Raw genomic sequence first — 26,427 nt, 5'->3', positions numbered from 1 at the left:
CCCGCGGTCAGGCGGCCGACTTCCGGAGCGCGAGTTGCTCCTCGGACTCGGCGACACCGAAGGCGGGAGGAAGGGGTTCGCTCCTCATGTAGAGGCGTTCCGCGATCCGCCGGGGCAGGGGGTAGTACTCGAAGTGGCCGTGGATCCGTCCGTCTGCCGCCATCGGCTGGGCGAGGTAGCGGCAGACCGAGACGATCCGGTACTCCTCGCGGCCGTGGGAGTCGACGATGGCGATCTCGGTGATCCGGCGGGAGCCGTCGGCGTGCCTGGTCAGCTGGACGATCACATCGACGGCGCTGTTGATCTGGTCCTTGATCGCCACGAAGGGGATCTCGACCTCGGACATGGACGCCAGGGTCTGGAGTCGCATCAGCGCGTCCTCGGCGCTGTTGGCGTGGACGGTCGCGAGCGAACCGTCGTGACCGGTGGACATCGCCTGGAGCATGTCGAGTGTCTCACCGCCACGGACCTCACCGACGATGATGCGGTCGGGGCGCATACGCAGGGAGTTGCGTACGAGGTCACGAATGGTGACCTGGCCCTTGCCCTCCACGTTCGCGGGCCGGGTCTCCAGCGTGATCACGTGCTGCTGCTGGAGCTGGAGTTCGGCGGAGTCCTCGATGGTGACGATGCGCTCGCCGTCCGGGATGAGACCGGACAGGGCGTTGAGGAGCGTGGTCTTGCCGGTGCCGGTGGCGCCGGAGACGATCACGTTGAACTTCGCGCGGACCAGCCCGGACAGCAGGATCATCATCTGCTCGTCGAGCGAGCCGAGGCCGATCATCTCCTGGAGGGTGAAGGCCCGCGGGAAGCGTCGGATCGTGAGGATGGGCCCGCTCAGCGAGAGCGGCGGGATGATGACGTTGACACGCTCGCCGGACGGCAGTCGCGCGTCGACCATCGGATTCGCCTCGTCCACACGGCGGTTGACGGTGGAGACGATGCGCTCAATGGTCTGCATCAGCTGTTCGTTGGAGGTGAACCGCATCGGCAGCATCTCCAGCCGGCCGCTGCGCTCGACGAAGACCTGCTCGTGGCCGTTCACCATGATCTCGCTGATGGAGGCGTCTTCGAGCAGGGGTTCCAGGATGCCGAGGCCGAGGGCTTCGTCGACGACGCGGCGGATGAGCTGAGAACGCTCGCCGGAGGAGAGGACGGGGCCCTCGCGGCTGATGATGTGGCCGAGGACCCGTTCGAGCCTGGCCCGGCGCTCGGCCGCGGCCAGTGAGGACATCTCCGCGAGGTCGATCTCTTCGAGGAGCTTGCCCCGGTACACGGCGACGAGCAGGCTCTCCTCACTGAGCCCGTTCGTAGGCTCAGGGCTGTTGATGCGCGCCCTCAGGCTCATGTCCTCAACTCCCAGATCATGCTGGTGTGATGCTCGGGTGGTGCGTGTGTGCTGCCGCTTCGGTCAGTCGAGCGGCATGGTGGCGGTCCTCTCCGCGTCCCCGAAGTCGAAGACCGGCAGTATCGCCGGGACCGGGACACGAGCGGTGATCTTGACCTCGTCGCCGAAGGACGGCTCCCGCTCGAAGGTCGCGTCCTCGGCCAGCCAGTCGCTCATGGATTCCCTGCCGACCTGGACATAGTCGGTGTCCAGCGTGGAGGCCGCGCGGGCGGAGGCGCGGGAGGCCGTGCCCGCCTGCTGCACGGCGTACGCGACGAGGCCGAGCTGTACGGCGGCGAGGCCGACGAAGATCATGAGGGTGACGAGGCCGGCGAACTCGATCGCGGCCTGGCCCTTCTCCTTGGGCTCCGCGCCGGTCTTCCGAAGGAGGAATCGCTTCGGCATCTCAGCTCTCCTTCACGGCGGCGGACCGGCCAGGTATTTCGATCGGGATACTGACGGAGCCGGGGAAGAGCAGCGGCACGTCGAGATCGACCTCCGCCTTGTAGAGGTCCCCGTCCGTGTAGCAGTCGATGTTCGCGTTCCAGGCGTCCGGCAGGTGTTTGCGGCCGGCCTCCTCGCAAGCCTGCTGGCGCGTCGGCGCGTACGCCGCGGTCCCGGCGCGCACCGCCTCGTCCGCCGCGTTGCCCGCGAGGGAGAAGGTGTAGCCGACCAGCGCGGCCTGCCAGAGCATGACCGCGGTGATCAGGATGATCGGCATCATGCCGGTGAACTCGATCGCGGCCTGGCCGCGGTCGCCCCGCAGGCGCGCCGTCAGCGCCGCCGTGCCGCGTTCATCTGCCCGTATCTGTGGATTGCTCATGGCTCAACGTGCCCCCTCAGCCTTGTCATCCGTCTGGTCATCCCCGTGGTCCCCGCCATCCCCGTCGCACCGTCAACTCCGTCATCCCCCGTCATGACTTCGATCGTCCGCGGCGGACACCCACCGAGCCCCGGTCTCCCTTGAACTTCCCCTGTTTCTCCGCGCCTTCGGGGGTTTTCACCAGGCCCAGCTCCCCGGCGAGCCCCCAGAGCGCCTGCTTCACCGTCGACTTGGACTCCAGGTCCTGCATCCTGCCCGCGTCGACCACCGCGTGCAGCTCCTTGAAGTTCGCCGGGATGACCATCCGTGACACCTTGGTGCCGGTGATCTTCTCGATGAGCGGCGGCTGGATCTCGGTGTTCCGCATGTAGCGGTTGACCACGATCGTGGTCTCCTCCGCCTTGCGGATCTGGAGCCGGTCCCAGAGCTTGACCATGCGCTTGGCCGCCCGTACCGCCACCACGTCCGGCGTGGTCAGCAGCAGGGTGGTGTCGGCCATCTCGATCGCCGCCGCGTTCGCGCTCGTCGTCTGCGTACCGCAGTCGACGATCACGACCTCGTAGCGGTTGCGCAGCGCGCTGACGATCTGGCGTACGGAGCGGTCGTTGATCTCCTCGCCCCGCTCCCCCTCCCCCGGCGCGAGCAGCAGCCCGATGCCGGTGTGGTGGGTGAAGACCGCGTCCTGGAGCACCCGGGGCGAGATGTCCTGGATGGTGGCGAGGTCCACGATCGAGCGGCGGAACTGCACGTCCAGGTAGGAGGCGACGTCGCCGGCCTGGAGGTCCAGGTCGGCCAGCGCCACCGTCATGCCCGACGCCTTGGCGGCGAGGGCGAGTTGGACGGCGGCCACGGTCGTGCCGACGCCGCCCTTCGCCCCGCTCACGGTGACGACGGTGCCACCGGGACCGGTGAACACGTCGCCGCCGTGGCCGAGATGGCGCCGTACGCCCACGGACCAGGCAGCGGCGGCCTGGACGCGCTGGGCGAGTTCCTCGTAACTGAGCGGGAGTCCGACCAGTCCTCGCGCGCCCGAGTCCATCGCGGCGGAGAAGAGGCCCGGGCTCGCGTCGGCGGTGACCAGAACGACCCCGACCGCCGGAAAGCGGAGGGCCACCTCCCGAATCAGCTCAAGGGCTGGGACGGGACCGATCCGCTCATGTACCAGAACCACTTCCGGTAGTTCGTCGATGGACTCCGTGGCCAGCCTGGCCAGGGTGTCGATCAGCGAGGTCGAGTCACCGACCGGCCCGGCCGGCTCCGCGTCGGGGAGCTGGCTGAGCAGGCTGGTGATGGATCGGGCGGCGTCGGCGTCACCGACGACCGGGAGAATTCTGGTCGTCATTCGTCCCTCACTTGTCCCCTTCGAGCGTGTAGGTGCTCTCCCCGGGGCGCAGCGTGGTGGGGCTGTCGTCGGGAAGCAGGGCGAGGCGTACGTGCTGTGCGAAGGACTCGGCGTAGGCGACGCGCTGGGCGTCCTTGGTCTTGAGGGCGAAGGTGATCGGGACGGCCGACCTCGGTCCGGTGCTGCTGCCCCGGTCGTCCTCCTTGGGCTCCAGCGGCGTCAGCGAACCGACGTCGATGACCTTGGCGTTGGGCACGATGATCCGGGACTGGGCGCTGCTGTCCTGGTCCTCGGCGGCGAAGGTGGCGAAGATGTTGACGAGGTCACCCGCGTTGATCTTGCCCGCGACGCCGGTCGCGGCGTCGATCATGATCGCGATCTCCTGCTCGTCGTTGGCGAGGGCGGGCCGCTTGACCATCATGTCGTCCTGGAGCAGCGACCCCTTCTTGAGCTGGGTGACCGCGATCTTGCCGGTGACGACCGAGAGGTCGGTGACCGCGTTCTCGGACAGCCAGCGCTTGGGCATCTCTATCTTCTCGAACTGCCCCTCTTCGAGGGCGGTGTACGGAGCGACGTCCGCCTTCAGCCGGTACGCGGGCACCTCGGGTCCGACCTTCGAATTCACGTCGCTGATCACCGAGAGCACGCCGGCGAAGGCGCCGAAGGCGCAGAGGACCGAGAGGAGAAGAAGAATGATGCCGCGGCGTTGCCGTGAATTCATGAGCGGGACAACCTCGTTCGAAGACGTGGGACGGGGACTGGCTGGGCGGGCGGGGAGACGGAGTAAGCGGTTGCCGCACGTGCCGGGAGCCGCCTGACTCCGGTCCGTACGGACCGCCTGGCAGGCGGGTTACGACCCGTGGCGCGTTGGTGTTCCTTGGTTCAGGACACCTGAACCGTCTCTTTGGTTCTCGGACGCTGACAGCGGAGCCGAACAGAATCCGCAACGATCACCGATTAGTTCGAGACCGCACCAGGAACACACCTCTCGACGTACGGATGAAACCAGCTGGTAAAGAACGGAGATATCCGGCAGGAACGCAGCGAATTCGATCATCTTGGACGTCCCCCACCAACGCGGGGAATCCGAGAGCAGTGACATCTCCTGCACTCCCTGTACCCGCCAGGCGGGTGCGAGTGTCGCGGTCACCCAGTCCGATTGCAATTGTCCCTTTCCGACCAGCAGTTGGGTGCCGAATTCGGGTCCGGTGAGTTCACCGTTGCCGATCTTGATCAACTGGGGATCGGGGTTGGCCAGGACACCGAACTGTGAGCCCGGCACCCAGGACTTGGCGTGCGACTTGAGACTGACAGGGACGCGGTCGAGCTTGGTGACCGAGTTGAGGAGAGCACCGGCGTGGATGTAGTGGGAGAGCAGCCGCGCGGCCGACGCGACGACGCCGGCACTGAAGTCGCAGATGGACAACTGCCGTAGCTGCCGCACGAGTACGGCGAGTCCGAGCGGCGGTAGGTCCAGTTTGAGCAGGGAGATACGGTCGCTCTCCAGGACAGAACGGACTGTGTGCAGCCGCTGTTCGTGCGCCACCGGGATGGAGGCGGGATAGACAGCGACGACATAACCGTGCTGCTCCACCAGAACCTGCATGTCCGCGAGCGCAGCCTCCAGAGGCTGGGCATCGGGCGCCTGCAGCAGGGCCGCCGGGGGCGTCTGCTGGTCGGTGGGTGGCAGCACCAGGTCGTGACTGGTGACAGCTATGGCGGTTGACACCTGGTTCCCCGTTCAGCTCGGCCGTCGGAGTTCGGCGGCCGCGGTTCTCTCTCCTGCTGCGGACTGCTGCTCGGTGTTCGGTAGTCCTGGTTCGGTGGTACTGGTCCGGCGGTCCTGCTCGTACTCCGTCGGCTTCGACTGCCGCTCAGCACTTTATCCGCGACTTTGGGCACAGAGAACACCTCACCGATGCCAGTGGTACGGCGCTCTCACGGCACGCACCACCAAAATCGGGCGAAGCAGTCAGGCGTTAACCCAGGTTTCATTTGATCTCGAAACTAGCCGACCCGAGATGCACCCACCAGGCAACTGGGGCGCTTTGGGTCCGAGTTGGGTCCACGGACCCACGCCACAGGTGCCGGGCCCTCCGTACGCTCCGATTCGATTCGTACACACGAAGGTGTACGGCCACCGAGGGGGACGGTCGGATGAGACGGGAACTGGTACGCGGACGACCACGGGGCGACCGCGGCACCTCGGCCACCGAGTACGTGGGCATGGTCGTGGTGGTCGCGGCCGTCGCGGGAGCCATGGTGGGCACCGGAGTTGACGGGACCATCGCCGAACAGCTGAAGTGCCTGGTCACGTTCGGGCCGTGCACCCCCGGCAACGGGAAGCAGAGCCAGTCCGCGCCGAAGACCGACGCCGACTACGAGCCGCCGCTCTGCCAGATCTCCTCGATCAGCGACAAGGCCGGTGCCAAGGGCAAGTTGCTGTTCATCGAGTGGGGCGAGGAGTACGGCTTCCAGCAGCAGACCTTCCAGTCCAAGAACGACGTGAACAAGGACGGCAAGGTCGACGACAAGGACCAGCAGGTGATGATGACCTTCACCGACGCCGCGTCCATCGCCGCCAAGAAGGACTGGAAGCCGGGCGCCAAGGTCGGGAAGTTCGGCTCGGACAAGGTGGAGCTCGGTGCCGGGATCAAGGTGACCAACGGGGACACCTGGGTCTTCGACAGCGAGGAGGACGCGGCGAAGTTCCGCGAGGACATCGAGGACCTGAAGACGTACGAGCTGGCCAACCGGCACGCCAACTCGCGTGGCGGCGGGCTCGGCAACAGCATCGCGTACTTCTTCAACAGCGGCCCGATGTACGAGGAGGAGCAGCTCCGAAAGCGCATCGACGAGAAGCTCGGCGACCGGCACATCAGCTACGGCAAGGTGGGCCTGGAGGCCAGCGCCGCCGGCGGTATGAAGCTCTCCGCGGGCGACGAGAAGAAGCTCAGCGCGACGCTCGGCGGCAGCTTCAAGTTCTCGCCCGAGGTGACGTGGACCGACAACAACTACCGGAACCTCAAGTCGTACACGTACAGCGCCGCCATCGAGTACACGGGCAAGGTCGGCTACGAGGCCGGGCCCATCAGCGGCGAGTCGAGCGCGACCAACACACAGACCGGCACCATCACCGTCAGCCACGACAAGACGACCGGTGAGCTGCTGCGGATCGACATGACCCGCACCGTCGAGAAGGGCGCCACGAAGGACGGCGTCACGGTCGGCGGCGACAACGGCAAGAAGGACGACGACAAGCGCGGCGGCAGCGGCAGCGCCAAGGGCACCGAGAACGAGACCGGTATCGAGGTCGTCACCAACTCCATCGTCCTCAAGCCGGGCGCCGAGGGTGCCAAGCAGCGTGCGACAGCCCAGAAGTGGCTCGACGGCACCGGCGACAACGGGGCACCGTTCGCCTACATGTTCGACGACCACGCACCGACGAAGCGGCCCGGCGCGGACGACCCGTTCGGCCAGCTCCTCTTCGACGAGGGCCTCTCCAGCAAGAACACGTACACCGGGCAGACGGAGGCCGCGGAGTACGGATTCGAGCTGAACCTGGGGCTGAGCTTCGGCTTCTCGGTCTCCACCGAGAAGAAGGAGGAGAACCTCAACGACGCGCAGTTCCTGGGTGCGCCACAGGGGAACAACCGCAGCTATGTCCCGTACAGCTACTGTGCGAACTGATCTCGGGGACAGGAGCACACTCGCCATGAGAGCCATGACCGGCAAGAACGAGAAGAAGAGAACGGCCGGACGCACGGGTTACGCGTCCGCGTCCGCGACCGCGACCGCCGCACTGGCGACGCTCCTGCTCGCGGCAGGGTGCGGCTCGGAGGCGAGCAGCGGTGCGGTGCCGGAGGGCTGGGGCACGCTCAAGACCCCGGCGGTCACGGTGGCGCACCCGCCCGCCTTCGAGGCGCAGAGCGCGGGTGAGCGCAGCAAGTACAACGCGGCCGCGGCGACGCTCTCCGACGAGAGCGGGACCATCGGCATGATCACCGTGCAGCTCGACTTCACGGACGCCGACTCGGTGGAGGAGGCGGCGATCGGCGCCGAGGCGGGGGTCGCGCTCGGCTCGACGCTCGGGAAGCAGGAGGAGATCAACGTCTCCGGCCCGGACGGCGACGAAGAGGCCCGTCGGATCAACTTCGAATTCACCCAGAAGGACTCGGGCGCCGGCTCCGGGGCGGGGACCCCGGGCGGGACGCTCGACCCGAAGGCGGGTACACGGGTGGCCGGCGTGATCGTCGCGGGCCTCGACGCCGACGACAAGACGTACGCGGTGCGGATCGACGCGGTGAAGGGGAAGCTCAGCAAGGGCGACCTCAAGAAGATCATCGACTCGATCACGGTCAAGTAGGCGGTAGACGATGGATGTTCCGGGCGGAGACTTCCTCTTCTTCGGGGGCATGATCCTGCTTTTCGGCTGGCTGGCCACGCACTACGCGCGTCGCCTGCTGACGGTGACGCGGGCGCTGCGCGCGGGTGGCCGGGCGGAGGGCACCTGCGTACGGATCGAGCAGGAGCCGTACAACCGATCGGACGCGCGGCAGCACTTCTTCGCGTTCCGCACGCCGGACGGGCGCCAGATCGAGTTCGAGGATCTGGCGAGCCGGTCGGTACGGGTGGGCGACCCGGTCACGGTGGCGTACGACCCGGCGGCCCCGGAACGCACGGCGACGGTCGCGGGCCGCGGCCACTGGTCGCCGGTGCTCCAGTACGGGGTGCTGGTGGCGGGCTGCGGGCTGGCGGCGGCCGGCTTCGCGGCGGTTTTTCTTCTCACGGTGGTCTGAGCAGCGCGGGATTCAGGTTCCCGCCTCCGGACCCACGAACACGAGTACTGACGGAGGCGGTTTGCCATGACCAGGTACGGCTACCCGGGGGCGTCGGCCCCACGGGATGAAGGACGCGGAGCGGCGGTGTTCGCGCTCGCACGCGCCTGGGCGGCCGGCATCGTCGTCCTGCTGGTGACGGAGTACCTGCAGACCACGCTGGTCAACGACCACCTGGCCACCACGGAGAACCTGGAGACCTTCAACGGCAGACTGATGCTGATCCATCTCCCCAACGCGGTCTGCATAGCCCTGGCCACCTGGGCGGCGGGCCGCTCCCACCGCGAACCTTTCCGCGACTCGAAGCCGCAGCACGTGCTGGCGGTCTTCACCGTGGGGCTCGCAGCGCAGGCGCTGAACATGGTGATGCAGTGGCAGGACCTGGAGGCCGAGGGCATCCTCATGTCGAACGCGGTCCTGGTGGTGGGCGTGGTGTCGGGCTACGCGGCGGAACGGCTCCAGGACGACTGACCCGATCGACGCCTTCGCTCGTCGGTACCGGTATTCGTGCCAGGGGTCGCTTCGTGTGTCAGAGGTATTGACAACTTGAATGGTCTGGACCATTTTTACCGCCAGCGGTGGCCACCGTTCCCGACTCACTCCTCCATACCGACACCCCCAGCGGAGGCATCAAGTGGAACGTGTACCCGACGGCAGACGCAGACCCGGATCCGGCGGCCGGCGAGAGCATTCGCGTGGGCGGGCGAGGAGTTGGCTGGGCGGGATGGTGGCCGTGCTGGCCGCCGGGGCCCTGAGCGTGGGGGGGATGGGCGGTGTCGCCCAGGCCGCCGACATCAATGTCGCCAAGAACGCCGGCTTCGAGTCCGGGCTCGCCAACTGGTCCTGTTCCGGCGGGAGCGGGGCCGTCGTGGGATCTCCCGTGCGGTCCGGGGCCGCCGCGCTGCGGGGGACGCCCGCCGGGCAGGACAACGCGCGGTGTTCGCAGTCCGTGGCCGTGCAGCCCAACTCGACCTACACGCTGAGCGCCTGGGTGCAGGGCGGGTACGCGTACCTCGGAGCCGGCGGCACCGGGACGACCGACGTGTCGACGTGGACGCCCGGCGAGAGCGGCTGGAAGCAGCTCACCACGACCTTCAGGACCGGCGCGTCGACGCGTGCGGTCACCGTCTACACGCACGGCTGGTACGGGCAGAGCCCCTACCTCGTCGACGACGTCTCCGTCTTCGGGCCGGACGGCGGCGGAGGCAGCGACCCGGATCCCGACCCACAGGCCCCGGCCACTCCCGCCGGGCTCGGCGTCGGGGCCGTGACCACGTCCTCGGTGGCGCTGAGCTGGAACGCGGTGTCCGGCGCGACCGGGTACAACATCTACCGCGACGGCACCAAGGTCCAGACGGCGAGCGGCACCTCGGCGACCGTGACCGGACTGGCGGCAGCCACCTCGTACCAGTTCCAGGTGTCCGCGACCAACGCGGCCGGTGAGTCCGCGAAGTCGGCCGCCGTGAGCGGCCGGACCTCTCCCGGCGGCGGCGACCCGGGCGGCCCCGCCGTGCCGAGGCACGCGCTGACCGGGTACTGGCAGAACTTCAACAACGGCGCGGCCGTCCAGAAGCTCAGGGACGTACAGGCGCAGTACGACATCATCGCCGTGTCGTTCGCCGACTCGACCACCTCGCCCGGCCAGATCGTCTTCAACCTCGACCCGGCCGTCGGCTACTCCTCAGTCGCCGAGTTCACGTCCGACGTCGCCGCGAAGAAGGCCGCCGGCAAGTCCGTGATCATCTCGGTGGGCGGCGAGAAGGGCAACGTCACGATCAACAGCGACGCCTCCGCCACGGCGTTCGCCAACAGCGCCTACGCCCTGATGCAGGAGTACGGCTTCAGCGGCGTCGACATCGACCTCGAACACGGCATCAACTCCACCTATCTGACGAAGGCGTTGCGGCAGCTGTCGGCCAAGGCCGGCTCCAAGCTCGTGATCACCATGGCACCGCAGACCATCGACATGCAGAACACCGGCACCGAGTACTTCAAGACCGCGCTGGCCGTGAAGGACATCCTCACCGTGGTCAACATGCAGTACTACAACAGCGGTTCGATGCTCGGCTGCGACGGACAGGTCTACTCCCAGGGCTCCGTCGACTTCCTCACCGCCCTCGCCTGCATCCAGCTCGAAGGCGGCCTCGACGCCTCCCAGGTCGGCATCGGAGTCCCCGCCTCGACCCGTGGCGCGGGCAGCGGTTACGTCTCCCCGACCATCGTCAACAACGCCCTCAACTGCCTGACGCGCGGCACCAACTGCGGGAACTTCAAGCCGTCCAGGACCTATCCGGCTCTGCGCGGCGCGATGACCTGGTCCACCAACTGGGACGCGACGGCCGGCAACGCCTGGTCCAACGCGGTCGGCCCGCACGTCCACGCCCTCCCGTAACCGCACCGAGGCACCCACGAACCACCCCCCACAGACCGGTGGCGCCGTCGGACTCCGACGGCGCCACCGTGTGTTCTCACGCGCGGATCACCAGGGCAGGTCCCGCACCTGCTGCACGCACAGGATGATGAACAGCAGCCCGCCCGCCGCCAGCATCACGTTGCTCACGACGCCGTTGCGCCACTCCGCGGGCGTACGCGAGGAGTTGAGCAGCCACAGCAGAGTGAGCGCCAGGAACGGCATGAAGAACGCGCCCAGCACGCCGTAGACCACGACCAGGCCGAACGGCTGGTCCAGGAAGAGCAGTCCGATCGGCGGGAAGGTCAGCCAGAGCAGATACGCCCGGAACGGCACCGACCGCTCGCGCGCGCCCGAGGCGACCTCCTCGACCGTCCCCTCGCCGACCGCCGCACCGGTCCTGCGCTCGCGCTGGAAGCGCTCCACGAAGTCCGCGAACATCAGGCTCACACCGTGCCACACACCGACCAGCGCGCCGAACGAGGTGGCGAAGAAGCCGATCAGGAAGAGCTTGGCCGTCACCGTGCCGAAGCGGTCCTCCAGGATCTTCCCGAGATCGATGAGGCCGCGGTCGCCGGAGGTGAGCGCGATGTGCGAGGAGTGCAGCAGCTCGGCGCCGATGATCAGCATCGCGACGACGAAGACGCCGGTGGTGATGTAGGCGACGCGGTTGTCGATCCGCATCACCTTCATCCAGCTGGTGTTGGTCCAGCCCTTGGCGTTGACCCAGTAGCCGTACGCGGCCATCGTGATCGTGCCGCCGACCCCGCCGATCAGGCCGAGGGTGTACAGCAGCGAACCGTCGGGGAGTACGGGGGCGAGCCCCGCGAAGGCCGCCCCGAGGTCGGGCGCGACGCGTATCGCGACGTACACGACGATCAGGAACTTCATGCCGATGACGACGGTCATGAACTTCTCGAAGACCAGATACCGGTTGAACCAGACGAAGAGCAGCCCCAGCAGCCCGAAGATGATCGCCCAGGTCTTCAGGCCCGGACCGTCCGGGAAGAGCGCGACCATCGGCAGGGCGCTCGACGACATGGCGGTCGCGCCGTACACGAAGCCCCAGATGACCACGTACACCGCGAAGTAGACGGTGGTCCACTGGCCGAGGCTGCGCCAGCCCTCGAACAGCGTGCGGCCGGTGGCGAGATGCCACCGGCCGGCCGCCTCGGCGAGGGAGATCTTGACGACGCAGCCGATGATGGCCGCCCAGAGCAGCGTGTAGCCGAACTTGCTGCCCGCGATGAGCGTGGCGACCAGGTCGCCGGCGCCGACACCCGTCGCGGCCACGACGATGCCGGGGCCGATGTACCTCCAACTCGACTTGCGCGGGCCCGATTTGCTCGCAGCCGTACCGCTGTCGGTGATATCTGCCATGCGTCGACCTCCACACTCGTCCCCGTAAGTGACTCGGGTCACCAAAGCGGGACGCCGAAGATCGCGCAAGAGGGTCGGCGGTCTCGGTTCCGATTCAGCCGCCCGGAACGGGTGGGTGAGCGCCTAAATGACCAGGCTGAGCAGGGCGGCGACGACGAATCCGGCCACCGACAGGACCGTCTCCAGCACCGTCCACGACTTCAGGGTGTCGCGCTCGGAGATGCCGAAGTACTTGGACACCATCCAGAACCCACCGTCGTTGACGTGCGAGGCGAAGATCGAGCCCGCCGAGATCGCCATGATGATCAGGGCGAGATGGGCCTGCGACATGGACTGGCCCTCGACCAGCGGTACGACGATGCCGGCCGTGGTGACGATCGCGACCGTCGCCGAGCCCTGGGCCACGCGCAGCACGACCGAGATCAGCCACGCCAGCACGATGACCGGCAGGCCGACGTCGTTGAAGGTGTCGGCGAGCGCGTCGGCGATGCCGCTGCCCTTCAGTACGGCTCCGAAGACGCCGCCCGCGCCGACCACCAGCAGGATGTTGCCCACCGGCTTGAGAGACGCGGTCGAGACGGTCTCCAGCGACTTCCGCGACCAGCCGCGCCGGATGCCGAGCAGGTAGTACGCGAGCACCAGCGCGATCGTCAGCGCCACGAAGGGGTGGCCGAAGAACTCGACGACCGACCGGAGCGTGCTGGGATCCAGCGCGATGGAGGAGAACGTCGCGAGCAGGATGAGGAGCAGCGGGGTACCGATGATCGCGAGCACCGTGCCGAGCGCGACCGGCTTCTCGGGCGGGGTGACGCCCGACGCCCGCTGCTCGGCGGCGACGGCCTCCTTGGCCTCGGCCGCGGCCTCGACCATGTCCTGCGGTACGTCGACGAAGAGACGCTTCCCGATCCACGCCGCGTAGACCCAGGCGGCGAGCACGGCCGGGACACCGACGACGACGCCCATCAGGATGACCCAGCCGAGGTCGACGTCGAAGAGACCGGCGGCGGCGACGGGTCCCGGGTGCGGGGGCAGGAACGCGTGGGTCATGGAGAGTCCGGCGAGCAGCGGCATCGCGTACAGCACGATCGATTTGCCGGAGCGCTTGGCCGCCGCGTACACGATCGGGGCGAGGACGAAGATGCCGACGTCGAAGAAGACGGGGATACCGAAGACGACACCGGTGACGCCCATGGCGAGCGGGGCGCGCTTCTCGCCGAAGAGGTTGAGCAGGCGGGTGCTCAACACCTCGGCGCCGCCCGACACTTCCAGGATCGCGCCGAGCATCGTGCCGAGGCCGATGATGATCGCGACATGGCCGAGGATGCCGCCCATGCCGGACTCGATCATCGAGACGGCGGCCGATTTCTGGACCGTGCCGAAGAGTTCGGTCACGGACAGTCCGGCGGCGAGGCCGACGGCTATGGAGACGCCGAGGAGGGCGACGAACGGCTGGAGCCTGACCTTGATGATCAGGACGAGGAGGAGAACGATGCCGAGGACGGCGACGGTCAGCAGACCGGCCGTCCCGTCTATGAGGAGGAGCAGTCCGCCGGTGTGGGGCGGAGCCTCGGGGGCGGGGGGTGCGTCGGCTGCGTGGAGCATGAGGGGGGACCTCTTGTTTCGTGCATCAGAGCAGGGGGGAACGCGGCACGGCGCCCGCGGTTTTTCCGGGGAACGGGCGCCGCGCCGTGCGGTGGAGCGGGTGACGGCCGGGGTACGGGGCCGGATCAGCCGAGTACGGCCAGCGCGTCGATCTCGATGAGCAGCCCGGCGGGCAGGCCGACGTACACGGTCGTACGGGCGGCCGGCGCGTCCTTGAGGTTCTGCTCCTCGAAGTAGGTGTCGTAGATCTCGTTCATCTCGGCGAAGTGCGCGACGTCCGTGAGGTAGACGCGCACCATCATCACGTCGTCCCAGCTCGCGCCGCCCGCCTCCAGCACCGACTTGACGTTGGCGAGGGTCTGGAGCGTCTGTTCGCGCAAGCTCGGTCCGGCGACGGTCGGGGCCTCGCCCGGGACGGCCGGGAGGAAGCCGACCTGACCGGCCACCTGGAGGATGTTGCCCTTGCGGACGCCGTGGGAGAACTTGGCCGGCGGCGCGGCGTGCGTGGCGGGGACGACTGCGGTCTTCGCGGTCTGGTCGCTCATGGGATCTCTTTCTGAAGAGCGGGGGTTGCGGGTGCCGGATGGTGCGCGTTTCCCGAGTACTCGCGGCTGATCGCGTCGGCGGTACGGCGCAACAGCGGGAGCAGGGCGAGGAGTTCATCGGCGGTGACGACGACGTTCGGCGCGGAGACCGACATGGCGGCGACGACCCGGCCGTCCGCACCGCGGACCGGGGCCCCGATGCAGTTGATGGACTCCTCGTGACCACCGAGGTCGGTGGCCCACCCCTGTTCGCGTACGGTCGCCAACTCCTTGAGGAAGGCGGCGGCGTTCGGTGTCGAACGGGGGGTGTACAGGGGGAAGTCGAGCCGCTCGGCGAGTGCGCGGCGTTCGGCTTCGGACAGGTCGGCGATGAGCAGTTTGGCGACGGCCGCGACGGTGACGGCGACCGGCTTGCCGATCCGGGAGTACATCCTGACCGGGTAGCGGCTCTCGACCTTGTCGATGTAGAGGACTTCGCTGTCCTCTATGACGGCGAGATGGACGGTGTGGCCGCACTGTTCGCCGAGCGCCACCAGGTGCGGGTGGGCGATCTCGCGTACGTCCAGGCTCTCGACGGCCTCCTGCGCGAGGGCGAAGAGCCGGGCGCCGAGGCGGTAGCGCTGGTCCTGCTGGCGGTAGACGAGCCCGTGTTCACGCAGGGTGCGGAGCAGCCGCAGGGCGGTGGACTTGTGCACGCCGAGCCGCTCGGCGACCTGTCCGAGGTCGGCAGGTCCCTGGGCGAGCAGCGGCAGGATGCTCAGCGCGCGGTCGACGGTCTGGCTCATGAGGTGGCTGCCGCTTCCTGCCGCGTCGCCTCGTCGGCGGCATCGGACGTCCAGCCGGGACCGAGGCGCAGCGCCCCCCACGCGGCGTCGTCCAGTGCGGCGAGGCGGTCGGCGTGCGCGCGGGCGGGCGGGACGCAGACGTCGCCCGCGTCGGTGAGGACGGCGGCGGCCATCAGATGGCCGTGGCGCAGCCGGGCCCCGGCCGGCAGTTCCCGGAGGGTCGCGGAGAGGAAGCCGGCGGCGAACGCGTCGCCGGCGCCGACGGGCGCCACGACGTCGACGGCCAGCGCGGGTACGGAGGTGACGGTGTCGGTCTCTCCGTCCCGTACGAACGCGGTCGCGCCGTCCGCGCCGGCCTTCACCACCAGGATCGCCGGCTCGGGCAGCGCCTCGCGGATCGCCTCCGGGCCCCGCAGGTCCCAGAGCTGCGCGGCCTCGTCGTCGCCGACGAAAACGAGGTCGGCGCCGCGCGCGAGGCCGAGCAGCACTCGGGAGGCGGAGCGCGGACCCGAGCCGTCGCGCCAGAGGGCGGGCCGGTGGTTGACGTCGAAGGAGAGCAGCGGGCGGCCCGCCCGGCGTTCGGCCAGCTCGCGCATCAGGGCGAGGCAGTCGTCGGAGAGCGCGGCCGTGATGCCGGACAGGTGCAGGACGCGGCCGGACCACAGGTCCCCGCGACCCATGGTCGCCGGGGACATCGCGGACGCGGCCGATCCGGCCCGGTAGTAGGCGACCTCGTGGGCGGTGGTGGAACGGTCCGTGGCCGTACGGAAGTAGATGCCGGTCGGGCGGCCTTCGGTGTCGCGGCGTACGCCGGAGGTGTCGACGCCGTACGCGCCGATCGCCTCCACGAGATGGTCGCCGAAGCCGTCCGGACCGACGCGGCTGATCCACTTCACCCGGTGTCCGGCCGAGGCGAGCGCGCAGGCGACGTTGGACTCGGCGCCGCCGATGGTACGGGTGAAGGCGGGGACGTCCGCGAGGCGGCCGGGGCGCGAGGGCAGGAAGGTGACCATGGACTCGCCGAGGCAGACGACCTCGGTGGCCTCGGGCCCGCCGGGCCTGGTCGGGTCCGCTTCTACCGTTGCGGGCACTCGGGGCTCCTCGCTCATCTGTCGGCCGGGGCCGCCTGGGCTCATCATTGACCCGGCGACGGCTCGGATGTTAGACAGCGTCAAGCGTTATACGCAATGGGCGTTGCACATGTTGCAACGGGATTGATGGAGGAGTGCCCTATGGCGGTCGACGGACGACTCGGCGAAGACCATCTGAGGAACGAGCGTCTCGACCACCGCTTCAAAGGGCTGCCGCCCGACGCCGACGGCCTCACCGTCGCCGAGCTGGCCGCCCAGCGCCGCTCCCTCTTCACCGGCGGCTTCACCACCCCGGTGCTCGCCCTCTCCGCCGAGTCCCTCACCCACAACCTCGCGCTCCTGGAGACGTACTCCGAGCGCCACGGCCTCGCGTTCGCCCCGCACGGCAAGACGTCGATGTCCCCGCAGCTCTTCGCGCGCCAACTCGACTACGGCGCCTGGGGAATCACCGCCGCGCTCCCCCACCAGGTGCGCGTCTACCGGGCGTTCGGCATCCGGCGGATCTTCCTCGCCAACGAGGTCGTCGACGCGGTCGCGCTGCGCTGGCTCTCCGCCGAGCTGGACGGCGACCCCGGCTTCCGCTTCATCTGTTACGTCGACTCCGTGCGCGGCGTGGAGCTGATGGACGAGGCGCTGCGGGAGGCGGGCGGCTCGCGCCCCGTGGACGTCGTCGTGGAGCTGGGCGCGGGCGAGGGCGCGCGGACCGGTGTCCGTAAGGAGGCGGAGTGCGCGCGGGTCGCCGACGCCGTGGCGGGCACCGACACGCTGCGGCTGGTCGGCGTCGCCGGGTACGAGGGCGAGGTGCCGCAGGCCGACAACGACACCGTGCGCGCGTGGCTGCGCCGGCTGACCGCCCTGGCCGCCGACTTCGACGCGGCGGGCCGGTTCTCCGGGACGGTGGACGAAATCGTGGTGAGCGCGGGCGGCAGCGCGTGGTTCGACGCGGTCGCGGACGTCTTCGCCGAGATCCCGGTGCTGTCCCGCCCCGTACTGAAACTGCTGCGCTCCGGCGCGTACGTCTCGCACGACGACGGCCACTACAAGCGGCTGACCCCCTTCAACCGGATCCCGGCCGAGGGCGCGCTCCAGCCGGCCTTCCGGCTCTGGGCCCAGGTGATCTCGCGCCCGTCGTCCGAGCAGGCGTTCGTCAACGCGGGCAAGCGGGACGCGGCGTACGACCTCGACCTGCCGGAGGCGCAGGTGGTGCGCGACGCGCGCACCGGCGAGATCCGTCCGGCGCGCGGCATCACCGTCACCGGCCTGTCCGACCAGCACGGCAAGCTGCACACGTCTCCCGACGCGGTGATCGAGGTCGGCGACTGGGTGGGCTTCGGCCTCTCGCATCCGTGCACATCGTTCGACAAGTGGCAGCTGATCCCGCTGGCCGACGCGGACGGCACGGTCACCGACTTCATCCGTACGTTCTTCTAGGAGCCGCGCCATGGACCTCGTCATACGGGACGTGACTGTCGTCGACGGCACGGGTCAGGACTCCTACCGGGCGGACGTCGGCGTGAGCGACGGCCGGATCGCCGAGATCCGGCCCGCCCCGGCCACCGGCGCCGGTCCCCGGCTCTCCGGGGCCCGGGTCCTGGACGCCGACGGCCTCGCCCTCGCCCCCGGCTTCATCGACATGCACGCGCACAGCGATCTCGCGCTGCTGCGCGACCCCGACCACTCGGCGAAGGCCGCGCAGGGCGTGACCCTGGAGGTGATCGGTCAGGACGGGCTGTCGTACGCCCCCGTCGACGACGCCACGCTCGCCGAGGTCCGCAGGGCGATCACCGGCTGGAACGGCGGCGCGCCCGGGGACACGTCGGTCGACTTCGACTGGCGATCGGTCGGCGAGTACCTGGACCGGCTCGACCGCGGCTTCGACGGCCGGGGCATCGCCGTCAACGCGGCCTACCTCGTACCGCAGGGCACGGTCCGGATGTACGCGGTCGGCCAGGACGACCGTCCCGCGACCGCCGCCGAGCTGGACCGGATGCGCCAGTTGGTCGCCGAGTCCCTGGAGCAGGGCGCCGTCGGCATGTCCTCGGGGCTGACGTACACCCCCGGCATGTACGCGGACGACGCCGAACTCACCGAGCTGTGCCGGGTGGTGGCCCGCTACGACGGCTACTACTGCCCGCACCACCGCAGTTACGGCGCGGGCGCCCTGCGCGCGTACGAGGAGATGGTCGACCTCACGCGGACCGCCGGCTGCGCGCTCCATCTCGCCCACGCCACCATGAACTTCGGCGTGAACAAGGGCAAGGCACCCGATCTGATCGCCCTGCTGGACAAGGCGCTCGACGGCGGCGCGGACATCTCGCTCGACACCTATCCCTACACCCCGGGCTGTACGACGCTCGTGGCGATGCTGCCCAGTTGGGCGAGCGCGGGCGGCCAGGACGCGATCCTGGAGCGGCTGCGGGACGCGTCGACGGCGGAGAAGATCCGGCACCACATGGAGGAGATCGGCGCGGACGGCTGCCACGGGGTGCCCATCGAGTGGGACACCATCGAGATCTCCGGCGTCTCGGACCCGGCCCTCACGGCGCATGTCGGCCGGACGATCGCCGAGACCGCGCGGCTGCGCGGCGAGAGCGGCTGGCTGACCGCCCGCAGGCTGCTGATCGACGACCGGCTCGGCTCGACGATCCTCCAGCACGTCGGGCACGAGGAGAACGTGCGGGAGATCATGCGCCACCGTGTGCACACGGGCGGCAGCGACGGCATCCTCCAGGGCGCGAAGCCGCATCCGCGCGCGTACGGCACGTTCCCGCAGTATCTCGGCCGGTACGTGAGGGAGTTGGGCGTCCTGTCGCTGGAGGAGTGCGTGGCCCATCTGACCTCACGCCCGGCGGCCCGACTGCGCCTCGGTGACCGGGGCCTGGTCCGCGAGGGCTACCGCGCGGACCTGGTGCTCTTCGACCCGGGGACGGTGGCGGCGGGCTCGACCTTCGCCGCGCCGCGCACCCTCCCGGTGGGCATCCCGCACGTACTGATCGACGGCCGCTTCGTGATCGAGGACGGCCGGCGTACGGACGTCCTGGCGGGGCGTTCGGTACGGCGTACAGCGTGAGGCCCTACGCGGTGGCGATCCGCAGGATCAGCGCGGCGACGGCCAGGACGACGAAGACCACGGGCGGGGCGATCGCGTAGTCCTTCGCCCTGACGTGGTAGATCACGGCGCCGGCGAAGTACAGGACGACGCCGACCGCCGCCGCAGCTCCGAGGAACGGCACCCACAGGCCGACGAGCAGCCCCAGCGCGCCCGCCGCCTTGAGGGAGGCGAGCCGGGGCAGCCAGGAGTCCGGCACGCCGAGCTTCGCCATCGAGGTGACGATCTTCTCGTGACGGGTTCCCATGGCGAACGCCGAGCCACTGAGCGCGGCGGCGAGCAGGATGCCGACGACGGCATAGGCGATGAACACGGAGGGCCTCTCGGAAGACGTACGGGGGTGGGGGTGAACCGGACGCGGGTCCGGTGTCCGGTGCCCCACCCTGTGCGTACCGGCGGCCGGGAGGAAGGCCGGGCCCAGGCTGGTAGCGCGAGGGCTACGATCCCGCCCGCGCGCGGGCGTACATTGCCCGGTGTGAGCGACAGTGAGCTTGGCCGGTTCCTCCGGACGCGACGCGAGAGCGTGACCCCCGCCGATGTGGGGCTGCCCGCCGGCAGCCGCCGCCGTACACCCGGCCTGCGCAGGTCGGAGCTGGCGATGCTCGCCGGGATCAGCGTCGAATACCTCGCCCGGCTGGAGCAGGGACGCGACCGCCACCCCTCCCCGGAGATCCTGGCCGCGCTCGCCGACGCGCTGCGGCTGTCCACCGAGGCGCGCGGCGAGCTGATGCACGTCATGAAGGTGACGAACGGGTCCCTCAAGCTCTGCCTCGGCACGACCCGTCCGCCGGACCGGGAGGTGCGGCCCACGCTGCGGGCCCTGCTCGACCAGCTGGAGCCCGCGCCGGCCGTGTTGCTGAACCGGCTGGGCGAGGTGGTCGCCCGCACCGGCGGTTACGAGCGGCTCTTCGGCCCCTTGGGCCTGCTGGACCCGCCCGTGCCGAGCCTGCCGCGGTATGTGTTCACCGATCCCCGGGCCCGCGCCGCGTACCCGGAATGGGAACGCACCGCGGACGATCAGATCGCCCGGATCAGGATCGACTCCCTGCCGGACGACCCGGACCTGATCGCGCTCGTCGAGGAGCTGACCCTGCTGGCGGGCGCCGGGTTCACCGAACGGTGGAAGCAGCCCCTGCGCGCGCCCGAGCACACCGGGGTGCGTCGGCTGACGCACCCCGGTGCGGGTGAGCTACGGCTGGCGGACGAGACCCTGGAGCTCCCCGAGGGTGAGGGTTTCCGTCTCGTCGTCCATCTGCCGGCCGACGAAACCACAGCCGCGGCGCTGGACACGCTCGCGGGCCGCAGGCCGGGCGCGCTGCGCGCCGTCGCCGGGTGATCTGTCGCCTTCGGCCGCTCAGCGGACCCGGTAGATCGACGTCGTACCGCTGATCTCGTTGCCGACGACCAGCAGCGCGTCACCGGTCGGGCTGTCCTTCGCCGGGACGAAGAGCACGCCCTCCGGTCCGAGGTCCCCCGCCGTACCGGCCTCCGGGTCGCCCGCGAAATCACGGGAGTTGACGTATCCGGCGGCCTTCGGGCGGCGCGGGTCGCTCAGGTCGTACGCCGCGATGCCGCCGGGCCGCTCCAGGCCGGCGAAGGCGTACGTCGTGCCGTGCACCGATCCCGTGGTGATGCCCTCCGGCTCGGGGCCCTTGCTGTCGCTGCGGCTGTCGGGGTCGTTCTCGGCGTTGTCGGTGTTGAAGTTCTCCGGGAACGCCTTCGCCGTCAGCCGCTCCAGGTCGTCGCCGGAGTCCCAGACGAGCCGGCCGCGCTCGTCGCGTACGGAGATCGAACGGCCGCCCAGCGAGTTCAGCTCGGTGACCCGGCCCTGGCTGTCCTTGGGCGAGGTGCTGGTGATGTTGAGGCGGCCGAGCGCGGCGTCCTCCTGGAGCGCGGCGGCGTCCGGGAACGCCTTCGGGTTCAGCTCGACGTCCTTGACCCGTACCTCCTCGGCGAAGCAGTCCCACTCGCGGGCGTCGCCCTCGTTGGCGCTGACCGTGTACTCCTCGCCGCGCGCGCTGAAGGCGTGGATCCCGTCGGGCTTGTAGAGGCCCTTGACCGGCCAGGTGCGGATGTTGACGCCGTCCTGGTCGGAGGCGTCCAGGCCGTTGCCGCGCTCGGAGTGGTCCTTCTCACCGAGCGGGACGATCTTCTCGACCTCGGCGCGGCTCAGATCGACGAGCGCGAGCGCGTTGTTCTCCTGGAGGGTGACCCAGGCGGTGCGGCCGTCCTTCGACACGGCCACGTACTCGGGCTCGATGTCCTGGCTGACGGAGGCGTTCGGGCCGTAGATCAGGACGCCGTCACGGGTCAGCTCCTTCTTCCTGCGGTCCCACTTCTCGAAACCGGCCGTGCGCGCGGTGGCGCGGCGCAGCTCGCCGCCCGGACCGCGGCCCCTGTCCAGGTCGATGACGCTGACCGAGCCGACGGGGTCGGTCCCGGCGGGCTCGGTGCCGCCCGGCGCGCAGTACGAGTCGGGCTCGCCCTCGTTCGCGACGACGACGCGGTCACCCTTCGGGGTGAACGTCACCATGTCGGGGAGGGCGCCGACCCGTACCTCTTTCAGCTTGTGGCCGTCGGAGGCGCGGAAGAACGAGACCGTGCCGCGGTCGGTCTTGGTCCCGGCCTCCTGGGCGACGGCGACCAGCCCGTCGTGGACGGTCACGCTGTTGGCGCCGGGGGTCACGAGCTGACCCGTCCTGCGGGGCTCGGCGGGGTTCCGGATGTCGAGAATGTCGACGGTGCCGGCCTCCGCGTTGATCGTGAAGACCTTGCGGGTCCCGGAGTCGTACGCGGTGATCTCCGCGCCGCCCTCGTCGAACTTGCCGCTCTCGTAGCGGCCGAGCAGGGTCAGGTCGAGCGTGCCGCCCTGATGGCCGGGCTTCCCGTGTCCGTGGCCGCCCCCGTGCGAGCCGGTGGCCTGCGCCGACGGCAGCAGAGCGGTGGTGGCGGCCATGGCCGTGACGGTGGCCAGGGCAAGGAGTGTGCTGCGCTTCTTCATGAGGGCTCAGCGTTGTGTGGACCTCCGCTGCCCGGGTGAACTGTCCGGGCTTCTCCGGTGAACACTGCCTCAACAAAATGCGGGGCCCGGGGCCCGGCCCCGGGACCGCCCGTCTCACAGTGCGGACCGACGTGGTCAAAAACACCAGGCGCCCCGCGTTACCCGGTCGTAAGCTCGCCGTCATGCAGGTCATCCAGTCAACCAAGCTCGCCAATGTCTGTTACGAGATCCGGGGTCCCGTCCTCGACGAGGCGATGCGGCTGGAGGCAGCAGGCCACCGCATCCTCAAGCTCAACACCGGGAACCCGGCGGCCTTCGGCTTCGAGTGCCCGCCCGAGATCCTGGAGGACGTCCTCCGCAACCTCGGCGGCGCGCACGGGTACGGCGACGCGAAGGGGCTGCTCTCCGCGCGGCGCGCCGTGATGCAGCATTACCAGACCAAGAACATCGAGCTCGACGTCGAGGACATCTACCTCGGCAACGGCGTGTCCGAGCTGATCCAGATGTCGATGCAGGCACTGCTCGACGACGGGGACGAGGTCCTCGTACCGGCGCCGGACTATCCGCTGTGGACCGCGTCCGTCTCCCTGGCCGGCGGCACGGCCGTGCACTACCGCTGCGACGAGCAGGCGGAGTGGATGCCGGACCTGGCCGATGTCGAGCGCAAGATCACCGACCGCACCAAGGCGATCGTGATCATCAACCCGAACAACCCCACCGGCGCCGTCTACAGCGACGAGATGCTCCTCGGGCTCACCGAGATCGCGCGCAGGCACAGCCTGATCGTCTGCTCGGACGAGATCTACGACCGGATCCTGTACGACGGCGCGACCCACACCCCGACGGCCGCCCTCGCGCCCGACCTGCTGACCCTCACCTTCAACGGCCTGTCGAAGAACTACCGCGTCGCCGGCTTCCGCTCCGGCTGGCTGGCGGTCTGCGGACCGAAGACGCACGCGACCTCGTACATCGAGGGCCTGACGATCCTGGCGAACATGCGGCTGTGCGCGAACATGCCCTCGCAGCACGCGGTGGCGACGGCGCTGGGCGGGCGGCAGTCGATCCAGGACCTCGTCCTGCCGGGCGGACGCATCCTGGAGCAGCGGAACACGGCGTACGACCTGCTGACTCGGATCCCGGGCGTCACCTGCGTCAAGCCGAAGGGCGCGCTCTATCTCTTCCCCCGGCTCGATCCGAAGGTCTTCAAGATCAAGGACGACCGGCAGATGGTCCTCGACCTGCTGCAACGCGAGAAGATCATGGTCGTGCACGGGACCGGCTTCAACTGGCCGGAGCCCGATCACTTCCGGATCGTGACGCTTCCGGCGGCGCCGGAGCTGGCGGACGCGGTGACCCGGATCGGGAACTTCCTGGACGGTTACTCGCAGCCGTAGAGCCAGGGCTCGACTCGACTCAACTTTAGACTGATTCCAATGTAGGATGGCTTCCTGACGACGCCAGGAGGCCATCCCCCATGTATGAGCCGATCCGCACCAAGTCGGTCCACTCGATGGCCGACACCGATTTCCCGCACCGCACCCGCGAGGAGGAGCTGGACATCCAGCTCGCCGGGCATCTCGCGGCGCTGCTGGCCGTCACCGACGACCTCGGGCTCGACCACTCGGCAGGGCTGATCGCCGAACAGGTGACCAGGCTGCGGGGCGCCGCACCGATCCGCGCCCCGCGCCCCAACGCCGACACGGCCGAACTGCACCGCCGCGCACTGGCGTTGGCGGGCCGCGCCCTGGTGGTCGCGGCCTCCCGCGCCGACACAGCGGCGGCAATCCTCGCGGCCAACCGAATGGACGCCCACACGGCGGCGCTTCGCACCCCGGAGCCCCTCACCCACTGACCTCGCTCACCAACAAACCCGCTGCCCACCCACCCCCACCCACAGCATCAGCCGCCCCGCGCCCGGCCGGCCGGCGTCCCGCCATCGGGTGATCTCGACTGCCACTGTGTCCCAGAGCCGTACGGATCCGGGCCCGCCCTGGCGGACCACCCACCGCCCGTCCTCGACACACAGCACCGCCCACGCACCGGCGGCCACATCGATGAGCACACGCTCGTCCCGGCCGTCGCGCGACAACGTGAACAACTGCGCCCGCGGGGCGGCGAACTGCGCGACGAAGCGGGCGGTCCAGTCGTCCAGCACATCCCCGCCGATGTCCGTCGGCACCGCGTCGGCCGCGTCGAATCGGGCAACACCCCCAGCGGAGGCGGCTGATGGGGCCGCGCGAGCATGAAGGAGACGCGCCCGCCCAGTACGGGACCACTCGCCGTGCCGTCCTCCGCCACGGTCAGGCGTACGAGTTCCGAGGCGTTCATCCAGCCGCGGACCGTGACCAGCACCTCACCGCCGGGCCGGGTCTGCGCGATCCACTCGTACGGCACCGTACGCACCCCGCAGGCGGCGACCACCCCCTCCTCGTACGGCGCGCCCGCCGGATGCCCGGCCAGCCCGTCACCCACCACCAGGTCGGGCCAGTACCCGAGTCCCCCGAGCGCCGTCCCGGCGCGAGCCGAGACATCGGCGTCCACCTCGACGGATGTCACGCTGCCGTCACCGAGCCCGTGCGAAGCGGTGCGTGTGGCGCGGCCTGGCGGGCTCGTGACTGCCGGGGCGATCAACAGGTATTCCTCGCTCTTCGAGCACACCGCCTACGCACACCTGCATGCCGAGCGGATGCAGACGGCGACCTCCGCGATCCTCCGCACGGCTGTTCACGACGGCAAGCGCGGCTTCACCCTGGCGTACTTCCACCGCGCCGAAGAACTCGCCGATGAATTGCGCGACGCCGGCCTTGTGGACGTGACGGTGTTCGGGATCGAGGGACCGGCGTGGTCCATCATCAAGGCTGTCGAGCAGCACGCCGGTCCAGACCCGAGCGAAGATCTCTTCGAAAGCGCCCGCGTACCCCGGCCAAAGCCGTGGATTACCCCGCCCTGTTCCTTAACGGGACGGCCCCTTCACCTCCAGTCCACCTGACGCGGCGCGGAATGTGGGTTTCCGGGAGCACGCTGCGCATGTGAAACGCATCGTAGGCATCGTCCTGGCGGTGCTGCTGATCGGCGGAGTGGCAGCAACCGTCGTCGCAGGCCGAGAGAGCAAGGACCCGGGCCCGGCAACGAAGACCGTGCGCGGAGTGATCGGTTCGGAGAAGGCGGAGTTCTTCGCCGACCCCGAGGTGGTGAGAGCCCTGGCTGCCCGGGGATTCACCGTGAAGTCGGAGACGTCCGGCTCCTGGGCGATGGAGGAACTGCCCCTCGACGGCTTCGACTTCGCCTTCCCCTCGTCCAACGCCCCGGCCGACGAGCTGCGGAAGAAGTCGAAGATCACGAGCGCGCCGATCCGGCCCTTCTACTCGCCGCTGGTCGTCGTGGCCCACCGTCCGGCCGCCAAGGTCCTCGCGGACAACGGCCTGGCCACCCTCGACGGCAAAGCCGGCGGAACGCTGCGGATGGGCCCGTATCTGGCCGCCGCCCGCTCCGACAGGACATGGCAGCAGCTCAAGGGGTCCGCCGCGCACGCCGAGTTGACCGGCACCGTCTTCATCACCAGCACCGACCCCGTCCAGTCCAACTCGGGCGCGCTGTATCTCGCGGCGGCGTCGTACGTCGCCGACGGCGGCCGGGTCGTCACCGACGACGCGGCCGTGAACCGTACGGCTCCGCTCCTCAAGAAGCTGACCGCCGTCCAGGGCGCGCAGCAGACGAGCTCGGACGCGCCGTTCCGCGACTTCATCAGCGGCGTCGGCAATCCGCTGGTGCTGGTGTACGAGTCGCAGGTGGCCTCGTTGCTGCTCCAGAAGCAGGACGTCGGGGATCTGGTGGTGCTCTACCCGGACACCACGGTCTCCAGCGACCACACCGTCGTACCACTCAACGAGGACGGCCGGGAGCTGGGCGACGTACTCGCCACCGACAAGCGGTTGCGCGAACTCGCGGTCCGGCACGGCTTCCGCCCGCAGGGCGCGGCCGGCGAGTTCACCGGCGCGACGGCCGCCCACACCGACTACCTCAACCAGACACTGACCGGGGTCCGACAGGCGCCTGTGCCGACCTCCCAGGTCCTGCACAGGATGGCCGAGCGGGCCCGCTCATGACGGGGGAC

Annotated in this window: 25 protein-coding genes and 2 pseudogenes; 12 read left to right on the top strand and 15 right to left on the bottom strand. The window is 69.5% G+C overall.

The window, feature by feature from the left end; all coding sequences use genetic code 11:
* Positions 1–7: 7 nt before the first annotated feature.
* The 6 genes from ACIBBB_RS34680 to ACIBBB_RS34655 all read right to left on the bottom strand — a co-directional run bounded on the left by ACIBBB_RS34680 (position 8) and on the right by ACIBBB_RS34655 (position 5,281).
* Positions 8–1,348, bottom strand: a complete 1,341-nt coding sequence (locus ACIBBB_RS34680) for a CpaF family protein (protein ID WP_398989193.1) — start codon at positions 1,346–1,348, stop codon at positions 8–10.
* Positions 1,349–1,411: 63 nt separating this feature from the next.
* Positions 1,412–1,792: a TadE family protein gene (locus ACIBBB_RS34675; RefSeq protein ID WP_398989191.1), complete on the bottom strand. Its 381-nt coding sequence runs from the start codon at positions 1,790–1,792 to the stop codon at positions 1,412–1,414.
* A gap of 1 nt (position 1,793) precedes the next feature.
* Positions 1,794–2,210: a TadE/TadG family type IV pilus assembly protein gene (locus ACIBBB_RS34670; protein WP_398989189.1), complete on the bottom strand. Its 417-nt coding sequence runs from the start codon at positions 2,208–2,210 to the stop codon at positions 1,794–1,796.
* 91 nt (positions 2,211–2,301) lie between these two features.
* A complete protein-coding gene (locus ACIBBB_RS34665; protein ID WP_398989187.1) occupies positions 2,302–3,552 on the bottom strand; it encodes a CpaE family protein in 1,251 nt (416 codons plus the stop codon).
* A gap of 7 nt (positions 3,553–3,559) precedes the next feature.
* A complete protein-coding gene (gene cpaB, locus ACIBBB_RS34660; RefSeq protein WP_398989185.1) occupies positions 3,560–4,273 on the bottom strand; it encodes a Flp pilus assembly protein CpaB in 714 nt (237 codons plus the stop codon).
* 129 nt (positions 4,274–4,402) lie between these two features.
* Positions 4,403–5,281 (bottom strand): hypothetical protein, encoded by an 879-nt coding sequence (locus ACIBBB_RS34655; protein WP_398989183.1) that lies wholly within the window; start codon positions 5,279–5,281, stop codon positions 4,403–4,405.
* Positions 5,282–5,709: 428 nt separating this feature from the next.
* On the opposite strand from ACIBBB_RS34655, the gene ACIBBB_RS34650 reads away from it, so the two are divergent.
* From ACIBBB_RS34650 to ACIBBB_RS34630, 5 genes are all read left to right on the top strand, one after another.
* Positions 5,710–7,242: a hypothetical protein gene (locus ACIBBB_RS34650; protein ID WP_398989181.1), complete on the top strand. Its 1,533-nt coding sequence runs from the start codon at positions 5,710–5,712 to the stop codon at positions 7,240–7,242.
* Between the two features lie 25 nt (positions 7,243–7,267).
* Positions 7,268–7,918 (top strand): hypothetical protein, encoded by a 651-nt coding sequence (locus ACIBBB_RS34645; RefSeq protein WP_398989179.1) that lies wholly within the window; start codon positions 7,268–7,270, stop codon positions 7,916–7,918.
* A 10-nt stretch (positions 7,919–7,928) separates the two neighbouring features.
* A complete protein-coding gene (locus tag ACIBBB_RS34640; protein ID WP_398989177.1) occupies positions 7,929–8,351 on the top strand; it encodes a DUF3592 domain-containing protein in 423 nt (140 codons plus the stop codon).
* A gap of 66 nt (positions 8,352–8,417) precedes the next feature.
* A complete protein-coding gene (locus ACIBBB_RS34635; protein WP_398989175.1) occupies positions 8,418–8,861 on the top strand; it encodes a hypothetical protein in 444 nt (147 codons plus the stop codon).
* 253 nt (positions 8,862–9,114) lie between these two features.
* Positions 9,115–10,782, top strand: a complete 1,668-nt coding sequence (locus ACIBBB_RS34630) for a chitinase (protein WP_398989173.1) — start codon at positions 9,115–9,117, stop codon at positions 10,780–10,782.
* Positions 10,783–10,869: 87 nt separating this feature from the next.
* Here ACIBBB_RS34630 and ACIBBB_RS34625 read toward each other — a convergent pair whose 3' ends face one another.
* The 5 genes from ACIBBB_RS34625 to ACIBBB_RS34605 all read right to left on the bottom strand — a co-directional run bounded on the left by ACIBBB_RS34625 (position 10,870) and on the right by ACIBBB_RS34605 (position 16,125).
* Positions 10,870–12,180 carry an Nramp family divalent metal transporter gene (locus ACIBBB_RS34625; protein ID WP_398989171.1) on the bottom strand — a complete coding sequence of 437 codons (1,311 nt, stop codon included), beginning with the start codon at positions 12,178–12,180 and terminating at the stop codon, positions 10,870–10,872.
* Between the two features lie 123 nt (positions 12,181–12,303).
* Positions 12,304–13,782 (bottom strand): GntP family permease, encoded by a 1,479-nt coding sequence (locus ACIBBB_RS34620; protein ID WP_398989169.1) that lies wholly within the window; start codon positions 13,780–13,782, stop codon positions 12,304–12,306.
* A gap of 125 nt (positions 13,783–13,907) precedes the next feature.
* Entirely contained in the window at positions 13,908–14,327 is a 420-nt protein-coding gene (locus ACIBBB_RS34615; protein WP_398989167.1) for a RidA family protein, read from the bottom strand.
* Positions 14,324–15,112 (bottom strand): IclR family transcriptional regulator, encoded by a 789-nt coding sequence (locus ACIBBB_RS34610; RefSeq protein WP_398989164.1) that lies wholly within the window; start codon positions 15,110–15,112, stop codon positions 14,324–14,326. Before ACIBBB_RS34610 ends, ACIBBB_RS34615 begins: the two co-directional genes overlap by 4 nt.
* Positions 15,109–16,125, bottom strand: coding sequence for a sugar kinase (locus ACIBBB_RS34605; protein WP_398989220.1), 1,017 nt, complete (start codon positions 16,123–16,125; stop codon positions 15,109–15,111). The genes ACIBBB_RS34610 and ACIBBB_RS34605 overlap by 4 nt, the downstream gene beginning before the upstream one ends.
* Positions 16,126–16,344: 219 nt before the next feature.
* On the opposite strand from ACIBBB_RS34605, the gene ACIBBB_RS34600 reads away from it, so the two are divergent.
* The gene (locus ACIBBB_RS34600) at positions 16,345–17,634 is read left to right on the top strand and encodes an amino acid deaminase (protein WP_398989162.1); all 1,290 of its coding nucleotides are present in this window, start codon (positions 16,345–16,347) and stop codon (positions 17,632–17,634) included.
* 10 nt (positions 17,635–17,644) lie between these two features.
* Complete coding sequence (locus tag ACIBBB_RS34595; protein WP_398989160.1) at positions 17,645–19,273, top strand: amidohydrolase family protein; 1,629 nt, start codon at positions 17,645–17,647, stop codon at positions 19,271–19,273.
* A gap of 4 nt (positions 19,274–19,277) precedes the next feature.
* Here the strand turns inward: ACIBBB_RS34595 and ACIBBB_RS34590 are convergent, their stop codons facing one another.
* On the bottom strand, positions 19,278–19,625 hold the full coding sequence (locus ACIBBB_RS34590) for a DoxX family protein (protein ID WP_398989158.1): 348 nt from the start codon (positions 19,623–19,625) through the stop codon (positions 19,278–19,280).
* A gap of 162 nt (positions 19,626–19,787) precedes the next feature.
* Here ACIBBB_RS34590 and ACIBBB_RS34585 point away from each other — a divergent pair, with 162 nt between their 5' ends.
* On the top strand, positions 19,788–20,648 hold the full coding sequence (locus ACIBBB_RS34585) for a helix-turn-helix domain-containing protein (RefSeq protein WP_398989156.1): 861 nt from the start codon (positions 19,788–19,790) through the stop codon (positions 20,646–20,648).
* 18 nt (positions 20,649–20,666) lie between these two features.
* Here the strand turns inward: ACIBBB_RS34585 and ACIBBB_RS34580 are convergent, their stop codons facing one another.
* Positions 20,667–22,313, bottom strand: a complete 1,647-nt coding sequence (locus ACIBBB_RS34580; RefSeq protein ID WP_398989154.1) for a choice-of-anchor I family protein — start codon at positions 22,311–22,313, stop codon at positions 20,667–20,669.
* 182 nt (positions 22,314–22,495) lie between these two features.
* Here ACIBBB_RS34580 and ACIBBB_RS34575 point away from each other — a divergent pair, with 182 nt between their 5' ends.
* Both ACIBBB_RS34575 and ACIBBB_RS34570 read left to right on the top strand, forming a co-directional pair.
* Positions 22,496–23,707, top strand: a complete 1,212-nt coding sequence (locus tag ACIBBB_RS34575) for a pyridoxal phosphate-dependent aminotransferase (protein ID WP_398989151.1) — start codon at positions 22,496–22,498, stop codon at positions 23,705–23,707.
* A gap of 80 nt (positions 23,708–23,787) precedes the next feature.
* Positions 23,788–24,165 carry a hypothetical protein gene (locus tag ACIBBB_RS34570; RefSeq protein WP_398989149.1) on the top strand — a complete coding sequence of 126 codons (378 nt, stop codon included), beginning with the start codon at positions 23,788–23,790 and terminating at the stop codon, positions 24,163–24,165.
* 6 nt (positions 24,166–24,171) lie between these two features.
* Here the strand turns inward: ACIBBB_RS34570 and ACIBBB_RS34565 are convergent, their stop codons facing one another.
* Both ACIBBB_RS34565 and ACIBBB_RS34560 read right to left on the bottom strand, forming a co-directional pair.
* Entirely contained in the window at positions 24,172–24,492 is a 321-nt protein-coding gene (locus ACIBBB_RS34565) for a hypothetical protein (RefSeq protein WP_398989147.1), read from the bottom strand.
* 167 nt (positions 24,493–24,659) lie between these two features.
* Positions 24,660–24,854 (bottom strand): annotated as a pseudogene (locus ACIBBB_RS34560) (protein-L-isoaspartate(D-aspartate) O-methyltransferase); the annotation flags it as partial.
* Between the two features lie 37 nt (positions 24,855–24,891).
* Here ACIBBB_RS34560 and ACIBBB_RS34555 point away from each other — a divergent pair.
* Positions 24,892–25,302 (top strand): annotated as a pseudogene (locus ACIBBB_RS34555) (hypothetical protein); the annotation flags it as partial.
* A gap of 13 nt (positions 25,303–25,315) precedes the next feature.
* Entirely contained in the window at positions 25,316–26,419 is a 1,104-nt protein-coding gene (locus tag ACIBBB_RS34550) for a hypothetical protein (protein WP_398989145.1), read from the top strand.
* Positions 26,420–26,427: the final 8 nt, after the last annotated feature.

This window comes from Streptomyces sp. NPDC051217 (assembly GCF_044455465.1).
GTDB lineage: Bacteria > Actinomycetota > Actinomycetes > Streptomycetales > Streptomycetaceae > Streptomyces.
The sequence above is the reverse complement of the archived record's forward strand: the minus strand, read 5'-3'. Positions and strand labels throughout refer to the sequence as shown.